Origin of the sequence: Vibrio gazogenes (assembly GCF_002196515.1) — a bacterium.
Classification (GTDB): domain Bacteria; phylum Pseudomonadota; class Gammaproteobacteria; order Enterobacterales; family Vibrionaceae; genus Vibrio; species Vibrio gazogenes_A.
Genome location: NZ_CP018835.1, coordinates 430,350 through 447,424 on the forward strand (window position 1 = coordinate 430,350; position 17,075 = coordinate 447,424).

General features: G+C 45.3%; 13 protein-coding genes. 3 read left to right on the forward strand and 10 right to left on the reverse strand.

What is annotated here, in order from left to right; all coding sequences use genetic code 11:
* Positions 1–456: 456 nt before the first annotated feature.
* Positions 457–633, forward strand: coding sequence for a hypothetical protein (locus BSQ33_RS21510; RefSeq protein WP_157721343.1), 177 nt, complete (start codon positions 457–459; stop codon positions 631–633).
* Positions 634–644: 11 nt separating this feature from the next.
* On the opposite strand, the gene BSQ33_RS01935 is transcribed toward BSQ33_RS21510, so the two are convergent.
* The 4 genes from BSQ33_RS01935 to BSQ33_RS01955 form a co-directional block, all read right to left on the reverse strand.
* Positions 645–2,534, reverse strand: coding sequence for a methyl-accepting chemotaxis protein (locus BSQ33_RS01935; RefSeq protein ID WP_088133139.1), 1,890 nt, complete (start codon positions 2,532–2,534; stop codon positions 645–647).
* Positions 2,535–3,141: 607 nt separating this feature from the next.
* Positions 3,142–3,741 carry a PqiC family protein gene (locus tag BSQ33_RS01945; RefSeq protein ID WP_088133141.1) on the reverse strand — a complete coding sequence of 200 codons (600 nt, stop codon included), beginning with the start codon at positions 3,739–3,741 and terminating at the stop codon, positions 3,142–3,144.
* Positions 3,738–5,402: an intermembrane transport protein PqiB gene (gene pqiB / locus BSQ33_RS01950; protein WP_021021940.1), complete on the reverse strand. Its 1,665-nt coding sequence runs from the start codon at positions 5,400–5,402 to the stop codon at positions 3,738–3,740. The genes BSQ33_RS01945 and pqiB overlap by 4 nt, the downstream gene beginning before the upstream one ends.
* Positions 5,399–6,643, reverse strand: a complete 1,245-nt coding sequence (locus BSQ33_RS01955) for a PqiA/YebS family transporter subunit (protein WP_021021939.1) — start codon at positions 6,641–6,643, stop codon at positions 5,399–5,401. Before BSQ33_RS01955 ends, pqiB begins: the two co-directional genes overlap by 4 nt.
* A 537-nt stretch (positions 6,644–7,180) precedes the next feature.
* Between BSQ33_RS01955 and BSQ33_RS01960 the strand changes: the two genes are divergently transcribed.
* Positions 7,181–8,473: a hypothetical protein gene (locus tag BSQ33_RS01960; RefSeq protein WP_232471943.1), complete on the forward strand. Its 1,293-nt coding sequence runs from the start codon at positions 7,181–7,183 to the stop codon at positions 8,471–8,473.
* A 208-nt stretch (positions 8,474–8,681) separates the two neighbouring features.
* On the opposite strand, the gene glk is transcribed toward BSQ33_RS01960, so the two are convergent.
* Entirely contained in the window at positions 8,682–9,659 is a 978-nt protein-coding gene (gene glk / locus BSQ33_RS01965; RefSeq protein ID WP_021021937.1) for a glucokinase, read from the reverse strand.
* Positions 9,660–10,014: 355 nt separating this feature from the next.
* Entirely contained in the window at positions 10,015–10,443 is a 429-nt protein-coding gene (locus tag BSQ33_RS01970; protein ID WP_021021936.1) for a VOC family protein, read from the reverse strand.
* Positions 10,444–10,787: 344 nt separating this feature from the next.
* On the opposite strand from BSQ33_RS01970, the gene cobD reads away from it, so the two are divergent.
* On the forward strand, positions 10,788–11,948 hold the full coding sequence (cobD, locus tag BSQ33_RS01975; RefSeq protein WP_198298135.1) for a threonine-phosphate decarboxylase CobD: 1,161 nt from the start codon (positions 10,788–10,790) through the stop codon (positions 11,946–11,948).
* A gap of 14 nt (positions 11,949–11,962) precedes the next feature.
* On the opposite strand, the gene cobU is transcribed toward cobD, so the two are convergent.
* From cobU to BSQ33_RS01995, 4 genes are all read right to left on the reverse strand, one after another.
* The gene (gene cobU / locus BSQ33_RS01980) at positions 11,963–12,532 is read right to left on the reverse strand and encodes a bifunctional adenosylcobinamide kinase/adenosylcobinamide-phosphate guanylyltransferase (RefSeq protein WP_088133142.1); all 570 of its coding nucleotides are present in this window, start codon (positions 12,530–12,532) and stop codon (positions 11,963–11,965) included.
* A gap of 1,038 nt (positions 12,533–13,570) precedes the next feature.
* Positions 13,571–14,449 (reverse strand): HEPN domain-containing protein, encoded by an 879-nt coding sequence (locus BSQ33_RS01985; RefSeq protein ID WP_157721344.1) that lies wholly within the window; start codon positions 14,447–14,449, stop codon positions 13,571–13,573.
* A gap of 458 nt (positions 14,450–14,907) precedes the next feature.
* On the reverse strand, positions 14,908–15,786 hold the full coding sequence (locus BSQ33_RS01990; protein ID WP_088133144.1) for a pentapeptide repeat-containing protein: 879 nt from the start codon (positions 15,784–15,786) through the stop codon (positions 14,908–14,910).
* 125 nt (positions 15,787–15,911) lie between these two features.
* A complete protein-coding gene (locus tag BSQ33_RS01995; RefSeq protein WP_088133145.1) occupies positions 15,912–16,859 on the reverse strand; it encodes a hypothetical protein in 948 nt (315 codons plus the stop codon).
* Between the last annotated feature and the right edge of the window lie 216 nt (positions 16,860–17,075).

Consider the following 17,075-nt stretch of genomic DNA (forward strand, 5'->3'; position numbering starts at 1 on the left):
ACAATACAAAAATACAAGAAAAGTTATGTGAAGCGTCTCTAACTCAAGCATTAAAAAACGTCCCATATCGAATACACGGCACTCGATCATATCGCTTCATATCAAGCACCCATCCTCTCTATTGGTACACTCACAAGATAAAAACCGTCACTTTCATTCTTTTAGCGACATTAATCACGTTTTCTTGAGGAAAAATATTGATAAAAGCGATGCTTATTGTTGTAAACCAGACAATCGTTCGGGAATAAAGATATACCCAAATGACCTCAAGATGCAGTTTCAGCGAGAATCACTGGGCTCAGAGGCAAGGCAGAGATTTGAGTCATAGCCATTCTATGGCGAGAATCTCTAGCACAGTCTCTGAGTTCGGTGAACTCGCTCTTCGGGAGTGCTTCAATCCTGCATCTTGAGGTTACTTGGGTATAACAATTGAAGTGAACGGACATTGATGACGTGATGAGGCCATCACGAAATGGAGAGAAAAACACCGGACCGTGGTTCGAATCCGGTGTCAGAGATGCGTCACTGGCAAGTTGCTCATGTTGCCGCAATCAGATCAATCATTGGGTCAGCTCAAGAGAGAAAGCTGCCGGTCTATTGCTGACTAATAATGACATGACCATCATTGAATGATTGACCACATTTCAGAGTTTGAAGCGGGAGATTTCTCGTCCCAGCTCGGTCATCAAACGATGGACTTCCTGCGCTTCTTCGGCCGCCAATTGCGCTTCATGGGTCATCTGATCACTCACTTCCCGGACAGACTCGGTATTCCCATTAATATCCGCAGTCACCAAAGACTGCTCTTCTGCTGCGGAAGCGATCTGGGTTGCCATGTCACTGATCAGCGTGATTGATTCACTAATCATTCGCAGTTTGTCACCCGTGTGATTGAAATCTTGTACACTGTCATCAACCAAATGATGACTGGCCTGCATCACTTCGACTGCATTGTTGGTGACTTTCTGCAATCCTTCAATCTTCGACTGAATTTCTTCTGTGGATGCATGTGTTCTTTGCGAAAGTACGCGCACTTCATCGGCAACCACGGCAAAACCGCGCCCTTGCTCACCCGCTCTCGCCGCTTCAATCGCAGCATTCAAGGCTAACAGGTTGGTCTGTTCGGCAATCGCCCGAATCGTCGAAAGAATGGTTGAGATTTCATTCGCATGAGCTTCCAGATCACCGACAATCCCGGCCGCATGTGTCAGTTCTTCAGCCAACTGGTTAATCGACTTCAGGCTCTTCTGCATTTGCGCATAACCTTCCGCACCCAACTCGACTGACTGGTTGGCACTTTTCGCTGTATTGTCAGCATTACCGGCAATCTCAGCCGTCGCAGAAGCCATTTCAGTCACCGCCGTTGCAACCATAGTGATTTCATCTTGCTGGGTCTTCAACTGCTGACTACGTGTTTTCGCAGCCGATGCCGCACTGTCCGCTTTTTCATTCAGGGCAACCGACACATCGTGAACGTTCTTCACCATCGTATGAAGCCGATCGACAAACTGATTAAATCGGTCAGCCAGCATACCGACTTCATCCTGACGATTAACGTCCAGACGTTTGGTCAAGTCACCATCACCTTCGGCAATTTCAGCCAGCGCTTCACTAATATCACCAATCCCTTTGAGCTGTCGGGAGAGTACCCATGATATGAATAGGGCAATGACTATCAGGATCACCACCGCAATAATGATTTGATTCAGCAACAACGAATTCATCGGTTGTTCCAACGTGGCCCGATCCATAATCATGATCAGCATCCAGTCGGTGTGTGCAATATTCTGCCCCATCACCACTTTATCTTGACCGTCGATATCGACGAACAGTGGTTTCCCGGAATCAGCGGCCTGAGACAAAGACTGAGTATTCAATTGTGGGATCGCGTCACGGATAGGTTTCAGGATCAGGTCTTTGTTCGGATGAGCAACGAATTTCCCTTTCTTATTCACCAGAATCGAATAGCCATCTCCTAAGACTTTCATGTTTAAGACATCATGCGTTAACTGATCCAACGCCAGATCGGACGCTGCAACACCAATAAACTGACCATTCTGCCGAACCGGATCGGCCAGAGTCACAACCAACTTTTTCGTCGTCACACTGACATACGGTTCAGTCGTGACGGCTTCGTTCTTTGACTTCGCCAGTTTGTACCAACCCCTGACTCGGGGATCGTAACCGGGTTTGTTCAGCGAAGGATCTTGCCGGAACATCTCCCCTTTCTCGTTACCGTAATAACTCAAACCGAATCCACCAGATTTCAACGTTTGTCTTAAATGAGGGACGACATCTAAAGACGGATCGCGTTCGATTTCTGCTTTTAATCCTTCGATAGCCAGTTGCTTGTCATGAAACCATCCGGCAATGCCTTTCGCATAAGCCTGTAATGCATTGTGGCTTTCACTCTGAATCGCACGCCAACTGTCTTGCTTAAATGATTGATAGCTGATGGTAACTAAAATGGTGGTTGTCAATGTAATTGCAGCAACCACCGAAAGAACGATTTTCCTTTTCAAACTCAATTGCATAGGAAGTACTCCCTAAGTTTGTGAAATATTTTTATATGTTATTTGAATTAATAACTCATAATGACGTGACGGAGGAATCGCGTCCCCCTGATGATTTTGTTATTACTTATTCAATGTCTTACGACCAAATAAATGTTTAAGACTTACCCAAATTTTTATGACCAATTTCATTTCGTATTCATTGATACGCTTATTTTCTCGCGATAGATGAGCAGAACAAAAATACAAAAGAAATACATGAAACGTCTCTGACTCAGGCATGAAACAGACGCCCATACCGAATATATTGCACTTAATCATCACTCAATACCGAGATCTCATCCTACTTATTCGTACAGTAGCGGGATAAAAATCGTCATTTTTCCTTTTTTAACAGCATTGAATACGCTTGATGAGTCACAAGGGCGATAAAAGCGATATTCATCGTCGTATGCCAGTGTCAAAGATGGTGGTGTCGAAAATAGTGGTGTCGAAAATGGCGGTGTCGAAAATGGCGGTGTAAAAAAGAGAACAATTGAAATCAACAGGCGTTGATGACGCGATGAGACCATCACGACACAGAGAGAAAAACACCGGACCGTGATTCCAATCCGGTGTCAGAGACAATTTACTGGCGAGCCGCTAATGTTGTCGCAATCGGATCAACAATTTGAGTCAGCCAAAGATGGGAAAGTTGTTGGGTCATGGCTGGATAACCACTCTGTTGCATCATCTCCACGCGGTCAAATGATGCTTCATGGAGCAACTGTTTTGACGATGACCAAAGTGACCAGTGCCCGGATGCTGTGATTTTTCCATGCCTGTCAGCATGAAAGCGATAAACTTCAATATCCAGCAGTAAGTGAGGCCGGATATATTGATAAGAAGGAATCCATGTGAACATCGGTAATCGCTCTTTCAGCCGTCTCAATGTCATTTTTTCCAACTGAGAGCTCAGTGATTCAGCCCATAAATGTTGTGATGCCAGATAAACCTGTCCGTCGGGATCAACCATGACAATATTGGGTTTTTCCAGATATCCCGGCATCTTGATTGCTTTGATTTGAATCGGCTGACTCATCTTCATCTTGGCCGATGTTTTCAACGCCGGAACCTGCTCCGGCATCGGAAGCAGATATTGCGTCGTTTCTAATGGGGTGTTACTCGCACATCCACCGAGTAGGATCAGCATAACCGCTAGCGCGACAACTCGCCTTGTCAATCTCATTTCGCCCGACTCCCTTCTTTGACTTTCGGCTCAATATCCGCTTCACTCTGTTTGCCGAAAATAATCGAGTTCGGCTGGCGACGTAAATCCTGGAGTAATGGATATAATGTTTCAAGATTACGCTGTACGGCATCAAGACTTTGCTGAATATTCTGTCCTAAAGCGCCTTGTGCCTGATAGTCACTCAACGTTTCATTCAAAGTTTCCAATGCCCCCACCAACCGATCTGGAATGGCCTGTGTACTCTGTTGTGACAGCAACGTTTTCAGGCTTTTGCTCGCTTCATGTAACTCTTTAAAGGTGTCATCAGCTGCAACGAGTGTTTGATTGAGTTGCCCGACGGTTTTCTCCATCGGCAACGCAGCCAGATGATCGAGAATCAGTGTAATTTTTTCCTGCATTGAAGCCAGAGAGTTACTGACCGTCGGGAAAACCGGATATCCGTGATAGGTTGTTTCCTTCATCGGTTTAGGATCTTTGACAAACACCACCGACACCACTTTTGCACCGGTCAGTAAATTACTGCTACTCAACGTCGCACGCATGCCTTGCTCAAACCCTTGTGCCAACATCTCACGCCACTCATCCAGCTTGATGGTTTTCGTACTCAAATGCGTCTCGATTCTTTGCGGCTCCAAACGGACCAGAACCGGAATCGACGGCATACGAATATCCTCTGCACTCTCAATTCCACCGCTACGAAATGGTACTTCTTCCACTGTCCCCAGACGAATCCCGTTATATTCCAACGGAGCCCCCGGAAGTAAGCCACTGATACTCCCCTGAACTAACATGATGTAATCAATATATTTGTCATAGCGATTATTGGCGGCAGCTTCTTTAGAAGAAAACAGGCGGAACTCGGTTAAATCTTTAACGGGTGAACCGGAATCCCTCGCGTTTGTGGTACCAAATGAGATCCCACCGGAGAATAGGGTCTGTAAAGAGTCCATCCGTACTTCCACCCCTTTTGCGGTTCCCTCAACCACCAGTCCGGGTGTCATCCAGAACTGCACATTGCTATGAACCAAAGCATCATAAGGCGCATTCACAAAGATATGGTATGTAATCGCTTTTCGTTTCACATCGAAACCAACATTCTCAATATAGCCAACTTCAAATCCCCGAAAATGGACCGGTGATCCGACTTCCATTTTCGCGTTGTCCGTCGAATAGAGTTTTAGCCGAATCCCCTCATTATCAGCCGTCGATAACGGAGGTTGTTTCAACATGGTAAAACGTTCACGTTTTTCACCATCTTTTCCCGGATGGACGTTGATATATGCACCGGAAAGAATCGTCCCCAACCCACTGATACCTTCTTTACCGACTCTGGGTTTCACCACCCAGAACTTGCTTCTACTGTTTAACATCGCCTCGGAACCCTGCTCCATCCGGATGCGGATGATCGCATGATTAAAGTCATCGCTGAGATGGATGTCGGTGACTTCTCCGACATCGACATTGTGCGCTTTCACTTTGGTTTTCCCCGCGACCAGACCATCTGCATTTTCTGCGACAACGATAATCTCCGGCCCTTGCTGGGACCAGTTTTCGACCAACATCCACCCGGCGACAATTGCGGCAATTAAAGGCACGAACCAGATCGAATTAAAATGCATCCGGTGAGCGGATTCCGTAACAGATGATGAGCGACTCAAATGGTTATCTCCTCAGATTTATCCCAGATCAGGCGGGAATCGAACGACATTGCTGCCAGCATAGTCAGAATAACCACAGCAGCAAAAGAAATAGCGGCAACACCAGGAATAATATTCATCATCGCCCCCAGTTGAACCAACGCTGACAAAATCGCAACCACAAATACATCAACCATTGACCAGCGGCCGATAAATTCTGTGATGTGGTAGATCTGCTGAGTCGGTTTTTCATGCTCGCCATGACCAAACCGGATTTGCCAACAGAGCCAGAACAACATCAAAATTTTCATCACCGGCACCAAAATACTGGCCACGAAAATCACACCGGCCACGAGATATGACTTCATTCCCCACAATAAAATAACACCGCCCATGATGGTTGACGGCTCACTACTCCCCAGAAAGGTCGTAATCATAATCGGAAACATATTCGCAGGAAGATATAATGCACAAGATGCAAATAATAACGCGAGCGTACGATTGAGGCTGCCCTGTTTACGCTGATGGAGAATATGATGGCAGCGGGAACACTTATGCGTGTCCGCAGGCACCAATGCCCCACAATACTGACACCCTTTCAGCCCCTGAGATAATGCCGAGCCGGAACGGACAGCGACCGACGGTGCCGGGCCACATAAACAATGCCAAATCCAGCGCTTATCGACAAAAGAGACCATTCTGAATAAGCAGATAGTAAAAGCACAGAAAGCCCAAAAAGACAGTCCCAATTCAATTTCAGCCAAGCTATGCAGTTTAACTAAAGCAACTAACCCGCCGAGCAGGAAGACATCGACCATCAACCAAGGTTGGAGCGCGCTGATTGTATGGGCCAATCCATAATGGATAGGTTTCATTCGCCCTTGACGCAAGGCCAGAGCAGTCAAGAGTACCGCACTTAGATAGACGACCGGTAACACCAGCAAAGTAAGTGTCACAATAATACCCAGTGAGATATAATGTTCGCCCATGAGGCCATAAATACAATCTAACAAGGTGATCCGCTGATGACTGCCTTGCGAAGAAAACCCGAGAAACACAAAACAAAGTGACATGATGAACATCAGCACGGCTGAGCATCCGTTACTCAGCAACTGCTGTGGTGCATTCGGATGACACGTGACGATCAAATGCCCACAACGGGCACAATGCAGTTGTTCGCCAGCCTGCATCGCTGGCATCACATTCACCCAGTCACAGTGATCACAAGCAGTTGCTTGTTCATGGCATTTCCCACTACTCATCCCTGTTCCTCTGTCACCATTTGGTTGCCTAGCCGCTAAGATTCGTGAATCATTCGCATTCATCATCGAGTTTACCCACGATATGTAAACCTGTAAAAGTAATTGTTATCACAAATTTGTGCTGATCCGTTATTCCATTTTATGGACAGTGCATGCACTTTTGTGGACAGCGATGTCGACATTCTGGACTACCGTCTCTCATTTACCGCTAGACGACATCATCCAATACCGCCACTTTGTATGCGGTTCATGCCTTTTATTCTCAAAAGTAAGGCAGTCATAATGAAATGTTGCAAACAAACGCGATTCATCTCTAAAGAATGTATTGCTGTGTGATTTATCAATGCGTATGATTGTCGGTATACACAGTTTTATATGAGATTAATCTCCTATTAACTCTGTTTGTCTGTTGTTCTTATACCCTTGTTTTCATGCATCAATGTCAACCCGTGTACGCGCCTGATATGATAGAGCTCTTCTAGCCATGTACGATGCATGTGTTTGTTACAGTAATTTAATTTGTTACGGTAATTCAACATGAAAGAAAAAATAGCAACACTCTGTGGCTGGATGTTGATGCTCAGTTTAGTGCTCTCCGTCACATCCACATTTAGTGATTCAGTTCCGGTGTACTGGGCTGGCATCCCGATCTGGCTGGCTTCCTGCGTGTTAATTCCGAGCCTGAAAGCCGCCCAAAAAAGGCAAATATTCATTTTACTGGGAATCGGTTTAACAGGGTTGCTATTCGGGGTATTGAATCAAGCTAACATGACTTACGTCTTCAAAGCGATAGAAGCCAATCAAAAAGTCATTAATATGCTGATTGGGGTCGGTTTTCTCAAAATTTTTGCCACTGCAAGTATCCATAGCCAAGAAAATTTGCCAAAAGGTAAAGGGGCGCTGCTGCGGACCTTGCTTGGCACACATCTCTTCGGTGCCGTGTTAAATATGTCTTCGGTGATTATTGTCGGAGATCGACTTGCCAGTCAGCGCCGTATGACACCACTACAGGGAATATTATTGCTCCGGGCATTCTGTATCTGCGCATTCTGGTCGCCTTTCTTTGCCGCAATGGGATTAGCGCTGATCAGCTCGCCCGGCGCACAACTGAGCACACTGGTGCTGTATGGGATTCCGATCAGCATTGCCGCAATCGCTTTCAGTGCCTGGGAAATTCTCAGACAACCGGATGCTGGCGAGCTACACGGTTATCCGATTGCCCGTCACTCACTGTGGATGCCTTGTTTACTGGCTTTCATCGTGATCGGAATGCATGAATGGCAACCGCAAGTCAGCGTTCTGACCCTGGTCACGCTGACTGCTATCCTGTTTATTTTTACTTGGTTACTCATCCGTGATGGCATCAAAGGGTTATTTCGCTTCAAGCAACATATAGAGTCAGGCGTTGTCGGCTCCGCGGGTGAGGTGGTGTTATTCGCATCCGCCGCGTTGTTGGCATCAGGAACGGCTGCAACGCTGGCATCTCTGGATATCCACCTCGCCCCGGCACATTTCGGCCCCATGGAGGCAAGTATGACCGTGATGATTCTGGTTGCGCTGGCAATGACGGGGATGCATCCGGTCACCAGCGTGGTACTCGCCGGAAGCCTGCTTGCACCATCGGTTCATGATCCGAACCTGTTAGGCATGACGTTATTGATGGGGTGGTCGCTCGGCATCTTACTCTCTCCGTTCTCCGGTGTTCAGCTTAGTATTCAATCCCGCTATGACATCAGTGCGATCAGCCTGCTGAAAATGAACTGGCGTTACGCGATTACCATGCTGTTATTATGTTTTGCGTTGTTGTGGTTCTATCAGTTTTCGCACTGATAAATTCACCATTGGATCAAGAGAAAGCTATTGGTTCAAGAGAAAACTGTTAGTTCAAGAGAAAACGATTGATGCAGGAAGCGACTGTTCCGGAGGCCGTCTGCATTGACACAAGTCAGATACAACATGGTGATTGGCAACCTCCGGTAACAGTAATGCGTGACGCGTTGTGTGATTCAATTTGTGATTGTGAACACCTCGCTCAAATTCACGCCGCCGATAAAGACAGACCGAGTGATTGTCTCAGGTAAGCACCGGCACCCAGTAGTCCCGGCTCTTTATGAGTAATGAGGAAAACGGGAATATTCTCTAGGTAAGTATTGAACCGACCTTTATCTTCAAATGCAGTCCGGAATTCAGAGTTCAGCAGAAAATCGACAAAGCGCGGCACAACGCCACCGGCAATGTAAACCCCGCCAAAAGTTTCCAGATTCAATGCCAGATTGCCGGCAAAACGTCCCATCAAGACACAAAATAGATGCAAAGCTTTGCGACAGTCCGCTTGCGTGTCTGCCTGTGCGTGTTCAACCACATCTTTCGGAGTGAATGCTTCCGGTGTACGTCCGTCAGCACGAACCACCGCATGATAAAGATTAACAATCCCTTGTCCCGACAGACATCGCTCCGCTGAAACGCGACCAAAATCTTTACGCAGCTCGGCTAAGATCCGGTCTTCTTCCGGACTTCCCGGAGCCAGATCCACATGGCCACCTTCCCCCGGCAGGCTGAGCCATTGCTCCCCGACTGGCAACAAATGCGCCACACCCAGCCCCGTACCGGCACCATAAACGGCAATCGGCTTTCCTTCGACAGCAGCCCCGTGCCCCACTTTCACCACATCGGATGCTGCCAGCACCGGAATCGCCATCGAAACCGCCGTAAAATCATTGATCACCTGAAATGTTTCCAGCCCCAAGTTATGTTGCAGGGTTTCAATCGAAAATTCCCAACTATGATTGGTCATCGAAACCCAGTCGCCCTGCACCGGACAAGCAATCGCAATACAGGCTTGCTGAATTGCCACTTCTGAGTCGTCAATATAATGCTTGATTACGGACTCAAGACTCGGATATTCGGCACAGGCATATGTTCTGGCGTGACTCACTTTCCCTGATGCCAGTTCGCATAATGCTAGACGGGCATTCGTGCCACCAATATCGCCAATCAACGCAAATTGATAGGACATAAAATCCTCCATTAAAATTTAAATCCAAAAATCAAAAATGCCGGCAAAATGCCAACACAAAAACAAAACGACACAACGGGACAACCGCCAGATGAGGTTGGGCGTTCTTCCCTATTCTCTCGCGTTAATATCACGTTCGGTTATTTTCACAACGAATGCGGCATTCTATCGATTTCGACCCGGCGAACCTGAGATATGCGTCAAAGCTAACGGATAAATCATCCGTCTTTGCATATTTTTAGCCATACGATTTCAGCCAAGCATGTTTAGAGAAACAATGTTTATAAAAACAATGCTTAGAGAAACATGTCTAGCAAAACCGCCGTCATCAAAGCCGAACTTATGGGCAATACCGCTACTGAATGACCAGACTACCATCATCATGGAAATCCCAACAATCACCATACGCGACTTCCCACAAGTAGCCATCGGGATCAGAAAAATAGCCACTGTAACCGCCCCAAAATGCGTCCTTTGCCGGTTTTTCCAACCGGGCTCCGGCGCTGACCGCCAGTGCCAAGACTTCATCAACTTCTTCTTTCGAACGCGTATTATGAGCGAGCGTAATCCCAGAAAAGCCCGGACTGTGAGATGCATGCGCCGGTGAAATATCCTCAGCCAGCTCATCCAACGGATACAATGCCAGACACACACCACCAGTTTTAAAGAAAATGATACCGTCCGCTGGTTTCTGGGGGGAAGTAAAGCCAAGAGCGGCATAAAAATCATATGAGGCTTCTAAATTTTTCACACCGAGTGTGATGATACTAATCCTAGGTTCCACCGAATACTCCTTGATACATCAATCACTTCATATATCACGCAACCATGCATCAGCAATCAATCCTTGACCAAAAACACAGCGGTGAGATAAAACTCTTTCTATTTTAGCCTAGCAAATCTGTGAAAAAACATCGTTAGAATGCAAATAGTCAGGTGTGTTCTCAAAAAATCAACATGGCTTACTGATAATGATGAAACTGAATCCATATGATTATCAACAAACTTTAATTTTTGAACCACAATATGACAAACACATGAATCCTAAAAATTTTTGATCATGTCCGTGATCACTGGTATTGGTCATCAAGTCAATCCCTTCATTCTGTTCGTACTGGCGCATCCCGTGTGAATCCGCTACATTGTCAGCCATTCATGGCAAAGCATTACACCGACGATTCAATGGCAAAAAGTGGACAACATGGCGGTAACACACGGCAAATGGCCGAAAAGTATGGCCGAAAAGCGGAAGACATATTAGATTTTAGCGCGAACATCAATCCATTGGGGATGCCTCAATCCTTACGGGATGCCATTATCAGTCAAGTGACTTGTGTTGAACGCTATCCGGACATTGACTACCAACATCTGCATCAAGCAATTGCCCGTCACCATGCTGCGCAAATCAATCGTCCTGACAGTGATTTCCCAGCCAGTTATGTCATCGCAGGTAACGGGGCAACCGAACTGATTTTTCAGTGGGTACAACAGACACAACCCCGTAGAGCGTTGATTGTCGAACCGACATTTGCGGAATACCGTCAGGCACTGACACGTATCGGGTGTGACATTGAGCGGTTTGTTTTAGTCGAACAGGAAGGATTTGCTGTCACCGAGCGCTTATTGGCAGCACTGCATGAGGGATTGGATTGTCTGTTTCTCTGCACACCGAATAACCCGACCGGCCTGATGCCGCCACCCGCCCTGCTGCAACAGATTTTAAACCGCTCGGCTGAACTTGGGATTCAGCTCTTTGTCGATGAGTCCTTTATTGATTTTCTGCCGCAACATCGGGGTCTCACCGATGTCCTTGATCGTTATCCAAACCTGTTTTTACTCCGTTCCATGACGAAGTTTTATGCCATTCCGGGGTTGCGGCTTGGCTATCTGTTATCTGCCAATCAACCCATGCTGGCAGCACTGCGTGACACACGAGAGCCGTGGACGATCAATGCATTTGCAGCACTGGCAGGAGACATCCTCTTACAGGATCACACCTATGCGCAGCAGACTTATCATTGGCTGCAACGTGAGCAGCACACATTATATCAAGGGTTATCACAATTTCCGGCGCTCACGGTCTACCCGCCAACGGCCAACTATATTTTCTTTCGCCTCAACCAAGCCGGTTTCGATTTACAACATGCCCTGATGCAGCACAACATTTTGATTCGTCACTGCGCCAACTACCACGGCCTGTCGGCACAATACTACCGCGTGGCAATTCGGACTGGTGAGGACAATCAGCAATTACTTGAGGCACTCAGGGATGTGCTTTCCCATGGCTAAAATTTAAGCGCCTCTCAGCAACGTCTTTTAACAACGTCTTTTAGCAACATGGGTAAACCGGCAGCCATAAACGTCACTTGTTCAGCCATCGCAGCAATCGCCTGATTCATCCATCCGGCATGATCGACATACAGCCGCGAGATCTCCCCCATCGGAATAATACCGAGACCGACTTCGTTGGAAACACACAAAATTGTGGCCGGAGAGTCATGCAACGCACTGACTAAGGCCTGCACCTGCTGCTCGATCATCGCCTTAGATGCCGTCTCGCCATCGTTGTAAATGACGTTATTGAGCCACAAAGTCAGGCAGTCCACCAAGACGATATCCTGCGGCTGAAACTGTGCCAGCGTTTGTGCCAACATGAGCGGAGATTCGTGGTTACACCATTCGGGCCCGCGGCGACGCTGATGCTGTTCAATTCGCTGCGTCATCTCCGGATCAAACGCAATTGCGGTCGCAACATAATGCAGTTGTGCGGTGGCGCCTTGTGACACTCGCTGTTTGAGCAGCGCCAATGCCTGCCGTTCCGCATAGCTGGATTTTCCGCTCCGCGCCCCACCGATAAAAAGAGATGTCGCCATAGATAGATTGCTCCCCCCGAGTTAACCCAATGATTCTGCCCGAACGGGCAGGAAAATCAATGAGATTGGGGGATGGTTTTAATCTTATGGGGATGAAAGCGGCTTATTGACCGCTTTTGATTGTTGGATGTGAATATGGTGGAAATATAGGTGTTTGGGGGAGAAATGGTGGCTCTGTGGTTTGGGACGCAATGACTTTCTTCGGTTTCATTAGCATCCTCGAACGCGCCCCAGTTACTTTTGATAGATGTCAAAAGTAACCAAAAGCATCTTTTTGGGTTCGGTGTGCGTAATCAGGGACGCTTTTATTCGCTCCTGCTCAGTCTTTTTGTTAAGGGATAGCTTAAAATTCATCCCTGAATTTTACCCTGAGCACATCAATCAAGTTGGCTTTCTAAAAAGATTTCACCCAACTCAAATCAACCACCCAACAAAGAAAAAAGATCTTCTGGTTACTCTTGCATCTTGGCAAGAGTAACTGGCGCACTGAGCACCGATGCCTCTAAAATCACTGACGCTGATTGTGCGTCAAATTTCAGAGCCGGAGGCTAGGCAAATAAAACTTTTGTGCAGGTGTTTGGGACGCAATCACATTCATTGATTTCATTAGCATCCTCGAACGCGCCCCAGTTACTTTTGATAGATGTCAAAAGTAACCAAAAGCATCTTTTTGGGTTCGATGTGCGTTATCAGGGTCGGATTGATTCGCATCCTGCTCAAGCAATCCTGAAAAATCATCCATGATTTTTCACCCTGAGATCACCGATCAAGTTAGCTTTAAAAATGTTCCTCTCAACTCTAATCAACCACCCAGCAAAGAAAACCATTCATGGAAGAATGGTTAGGCTTTTCCGGGCAGGACGCCCGTAAAAGCCGGTTCTGGAAAGCGTGTGACCAAGCCAAACAAAAAAGATCTTCTGGTTACTCTTGCATCTCGGCAAGAGTAACTGGCGCACAGAGCACCGATGCCTCTGAAACCGAAAAACGTAATTGTGCGTCACATTCCAATGCCAAAAGCTACAAATCAAACGATAGCCATCAATCCCCGATTCTCCCCCGACAAACCTGTTCGGTTAACACCTGCAAGCGCTGTACTTCTGTCTCCAGATAATTCAACTCTTCTTCGGTGATTTCATAATGCTCCGAATAGCGCGCATCAATATAGGCGCGTTGCAGACGCCGGAAGCTGCGGCGGTGGAATTTGTTGTCCATCGGGAAAATCTCAGCAAAGGAAAGATCGATTTGTGAACAGAATTTCCCCAACTTTTCGATATTGTGGGATTTGGGTAAGTAATTGGTGCAGGTCAGTAGCGTGCAGGCGAAAAACCGTTCCGTCGATTGATGCAAGAGAAAAGCCGCTTGTTTTAACTTGCCGCGATTTTTATCAAATCGATAAGTCACCAGAAAATCAGAAGCACTTTCAAACCACTGCTCATAATGCTTACGGGCAATCTCCCGTAGCTCGGTTTCGCTCAAATCCCCCGGCTCCGCCAACGGTTTCGGCGTCGCGGCAAACAGTTCGATTCCCTCTTCGCGGATATCTTTAAAAAAATAATGACCCTGTTGCAGTCGATTATTCACTTCGTTCAAATCATGCACAATCAAACCCAATGGGGCCGATTTCACTTTGCGATCAATTTGCTCTTCCGCCCGCTGCCAGACCACATAATCTTCAACCAAAGCCGCTTTGTTGACGATTACCAGAATATCATAATCGCTGATGTAACCATTAACCGGATCATTGACCCAACTGCCTTTGGCATGGCTGCCGAACAGAATGATTTTCAGAATGCGAAACTCGCTTTTACTCCCCGTTTTACCTTCAAGATAGTCGTCCAGCGTATCGCGCAGAATAGTCGAGATCGTGGCAAGCTCTTGCTGTTTAAATTCAGGCAGGTGATCGAGAGAGGTGTTCATAAAACGTGCTTCGCTTTGGTGGATAACATAGCTATAGCATAAAAGAAGCATTCAGCAAAAAACACTGTTTATCATAGTTTTAGTATTGTTGAAGGATAAAATGCGACGGATTTCTTGCTTTATCTTTTTGTCAGTGCTGGTGAGAGCGGACGATACAAAGATAAAACGATACATTGTTCGCGCAATCTAAGAATAGCTTTAGTCGCCAAGTCAACGCCAATAATTATTGTATTCATCTCGTTTTCCCAACAAGTTTGCCCACTCAAATGTTAGTCAGTAATTAGAGCAGGAGTCCAATTATCTTGTTAGCTGTGTATCAAATGACAACTACTACTTTTCATTACCCCATTGTTTTTTTCTCTAACTTTTAGTAATTTAGTAGGCCAATTAGCTGGTTTGCTGGAGGGACATAGTCCCGGACGTGACTCTGTCACTAGAGGTGTTCAATTCCCTCCTGATTATAAAACATCACCATTAGGCAAAATTACATATTTATAGTTATCTGCCTTTTTTATCATTTCTTCGGTAATATTCTTTGCATCTTTAAAGTTTGCTGACCTTAGGTCACAACCTCTAAAACTTACCCCTTTACAGTCAACCCCTTTAAAAATGGCACTCTGAAGTTCGCAACCTTTAAATGTTGCATTTACAAGGTAACAATACCGAAAGTCAAAGCCTTTCAATTCAGATTTAATGAATTTTGCACGCTTTAAGTTAACATTTTCAAAAACACAGCTACTAACATTAGTATCAACAAATTGAGTAGCTTCAAGGTTGCAACCTGTAAGCTTCACATCATTCAGCCTGCTATTTGAAAAGTCCACTGCTATAAGGTTGGAATTTTGCAAACTAAGTGATTTTACCTTTAATTTAGTTAACTTCCCTTCGGGAATTGATACTTCATCAATGCCCAGAGATAAAACATATCTCAATGCCCCAAAGAGACGGAATGATTCATCGTCCCCACGGTAATATGTCAGTTCACTTAATCTAGCTATAGCATTATCCTTTTCTTCTTTTTCTTTCTTCATTCGATTTACATTCTCAATTTCTTGAGAGTGCTGTAAAGAAAGAGCATTTAGAAAAAGCCCAATGAGTACAATTCCTAAAATTGACTCTGATGCAGTTGCAAACTGAGCATATGAGCTATTTGGTAAAATATCTCCATATCCTAACGTTGTAATTGAGACAACGCTAAAATACAAGTATGTCATTGGGGTATCTTTGTGAACACCAAGAGTAAGTTCAACATCTGCATAAATACAAGCAAAAACAGGGATGAGTAACAGATAAATCAATGCATAAACCCAAGCTTTCTGCTTAAATATAAAACTCATTTTTTCTCCATATTAATGTTATGCGCAAAACAGCTAACACTGAGCTAAGCAGCACATTCACTTAATTAACAACAAAACTTAAAAACGCATGCGCCGGACATTTATGCGTCTGCCTGAGTGTTTTTCTATGCAATAGGTTTTTCATTTAAGCTCCTTATTGTAACCTGAGAGTTGAAATCGGTAGCGTTGATAACATCCAGCATTTCATACGTATTGTCACCATGCTTAATTACAGGGACTTTAGTTCTTATCTTGCCATGGCTCGTTTCATGGTCTATTTCGAAAACCCAAGCTAATACTCCGTGACCAATTTGTTCATAGCTAGATACCGTCATGGGAAGAAGATGATTATCATAAGCATATTGAACGACCACATTTAACCCAACGCGAATATATTCACCATTCATGTTGCAATATAGAACCAAACGCCTGTCGTTTTGAAACGTAAAAGAAGCCACATCTTTTATTATACCTTTTGAGTCACAATGTAACTCCTTTATTAAAGGAGATAGCAATTCGACAATAGACATGTTTGAGGCTTTGTCTCTAGACCATATTTTTTCGTTTGAGTGCATAATTTGGGAGTCTAGTGATGCTAAATCAGTATTGCCTTTCTCGACACAGCAACTCAAAGCATCTATGCCGTTAATACTGACGTTTTCATATGCCACATAAAAGGACAAAAAATTCAGTGGAAGTGTATCTGGGTTCTCTTCTTTTAGGTTAACCAGAAGAACCCTATTACCTTGAAACCTTGCTACTTCCTTTATACTTTCTGGGAATTCTTTCCTCGAAATACAAATTAAGCTGTTAGCGCCTACATCATCTAACTTCGTTAACCAATCGTTGAAGGTGGCGATGTTAACTTGCGACTTACGGTCCTGAACCTCAACGATTGTCACGTTACAACGAAATTCAGGACCACTCTCAATGACAACGTCACATTGCCTAGTTCTTCCCGTTGGTGAATTCAACACTGGCAAAAATACATTCTGACGAATAACTGAAGATGGAGAAATAGATCTTTCTATTAACTCCACTATTTTTTCAAGATCATCTCCTTGCTTCGTCATAAGATTGGAACTCCTTATTCTGAATGTTGCATAACGCTTTGATCACCGGAAAATTGGGAGCGAAGCGAGTAATTTTTCCGAGCGCAGCAACTTGTATGAATTTAATTCAGTACTCAGTGCTTCAATTCTATCTGCACGAGAGTAATAACCAGCACTCCAACCTAAGCTCAGTGTTGCAACAACCAATAAACTAAATTGAACTCTACTATCTATATT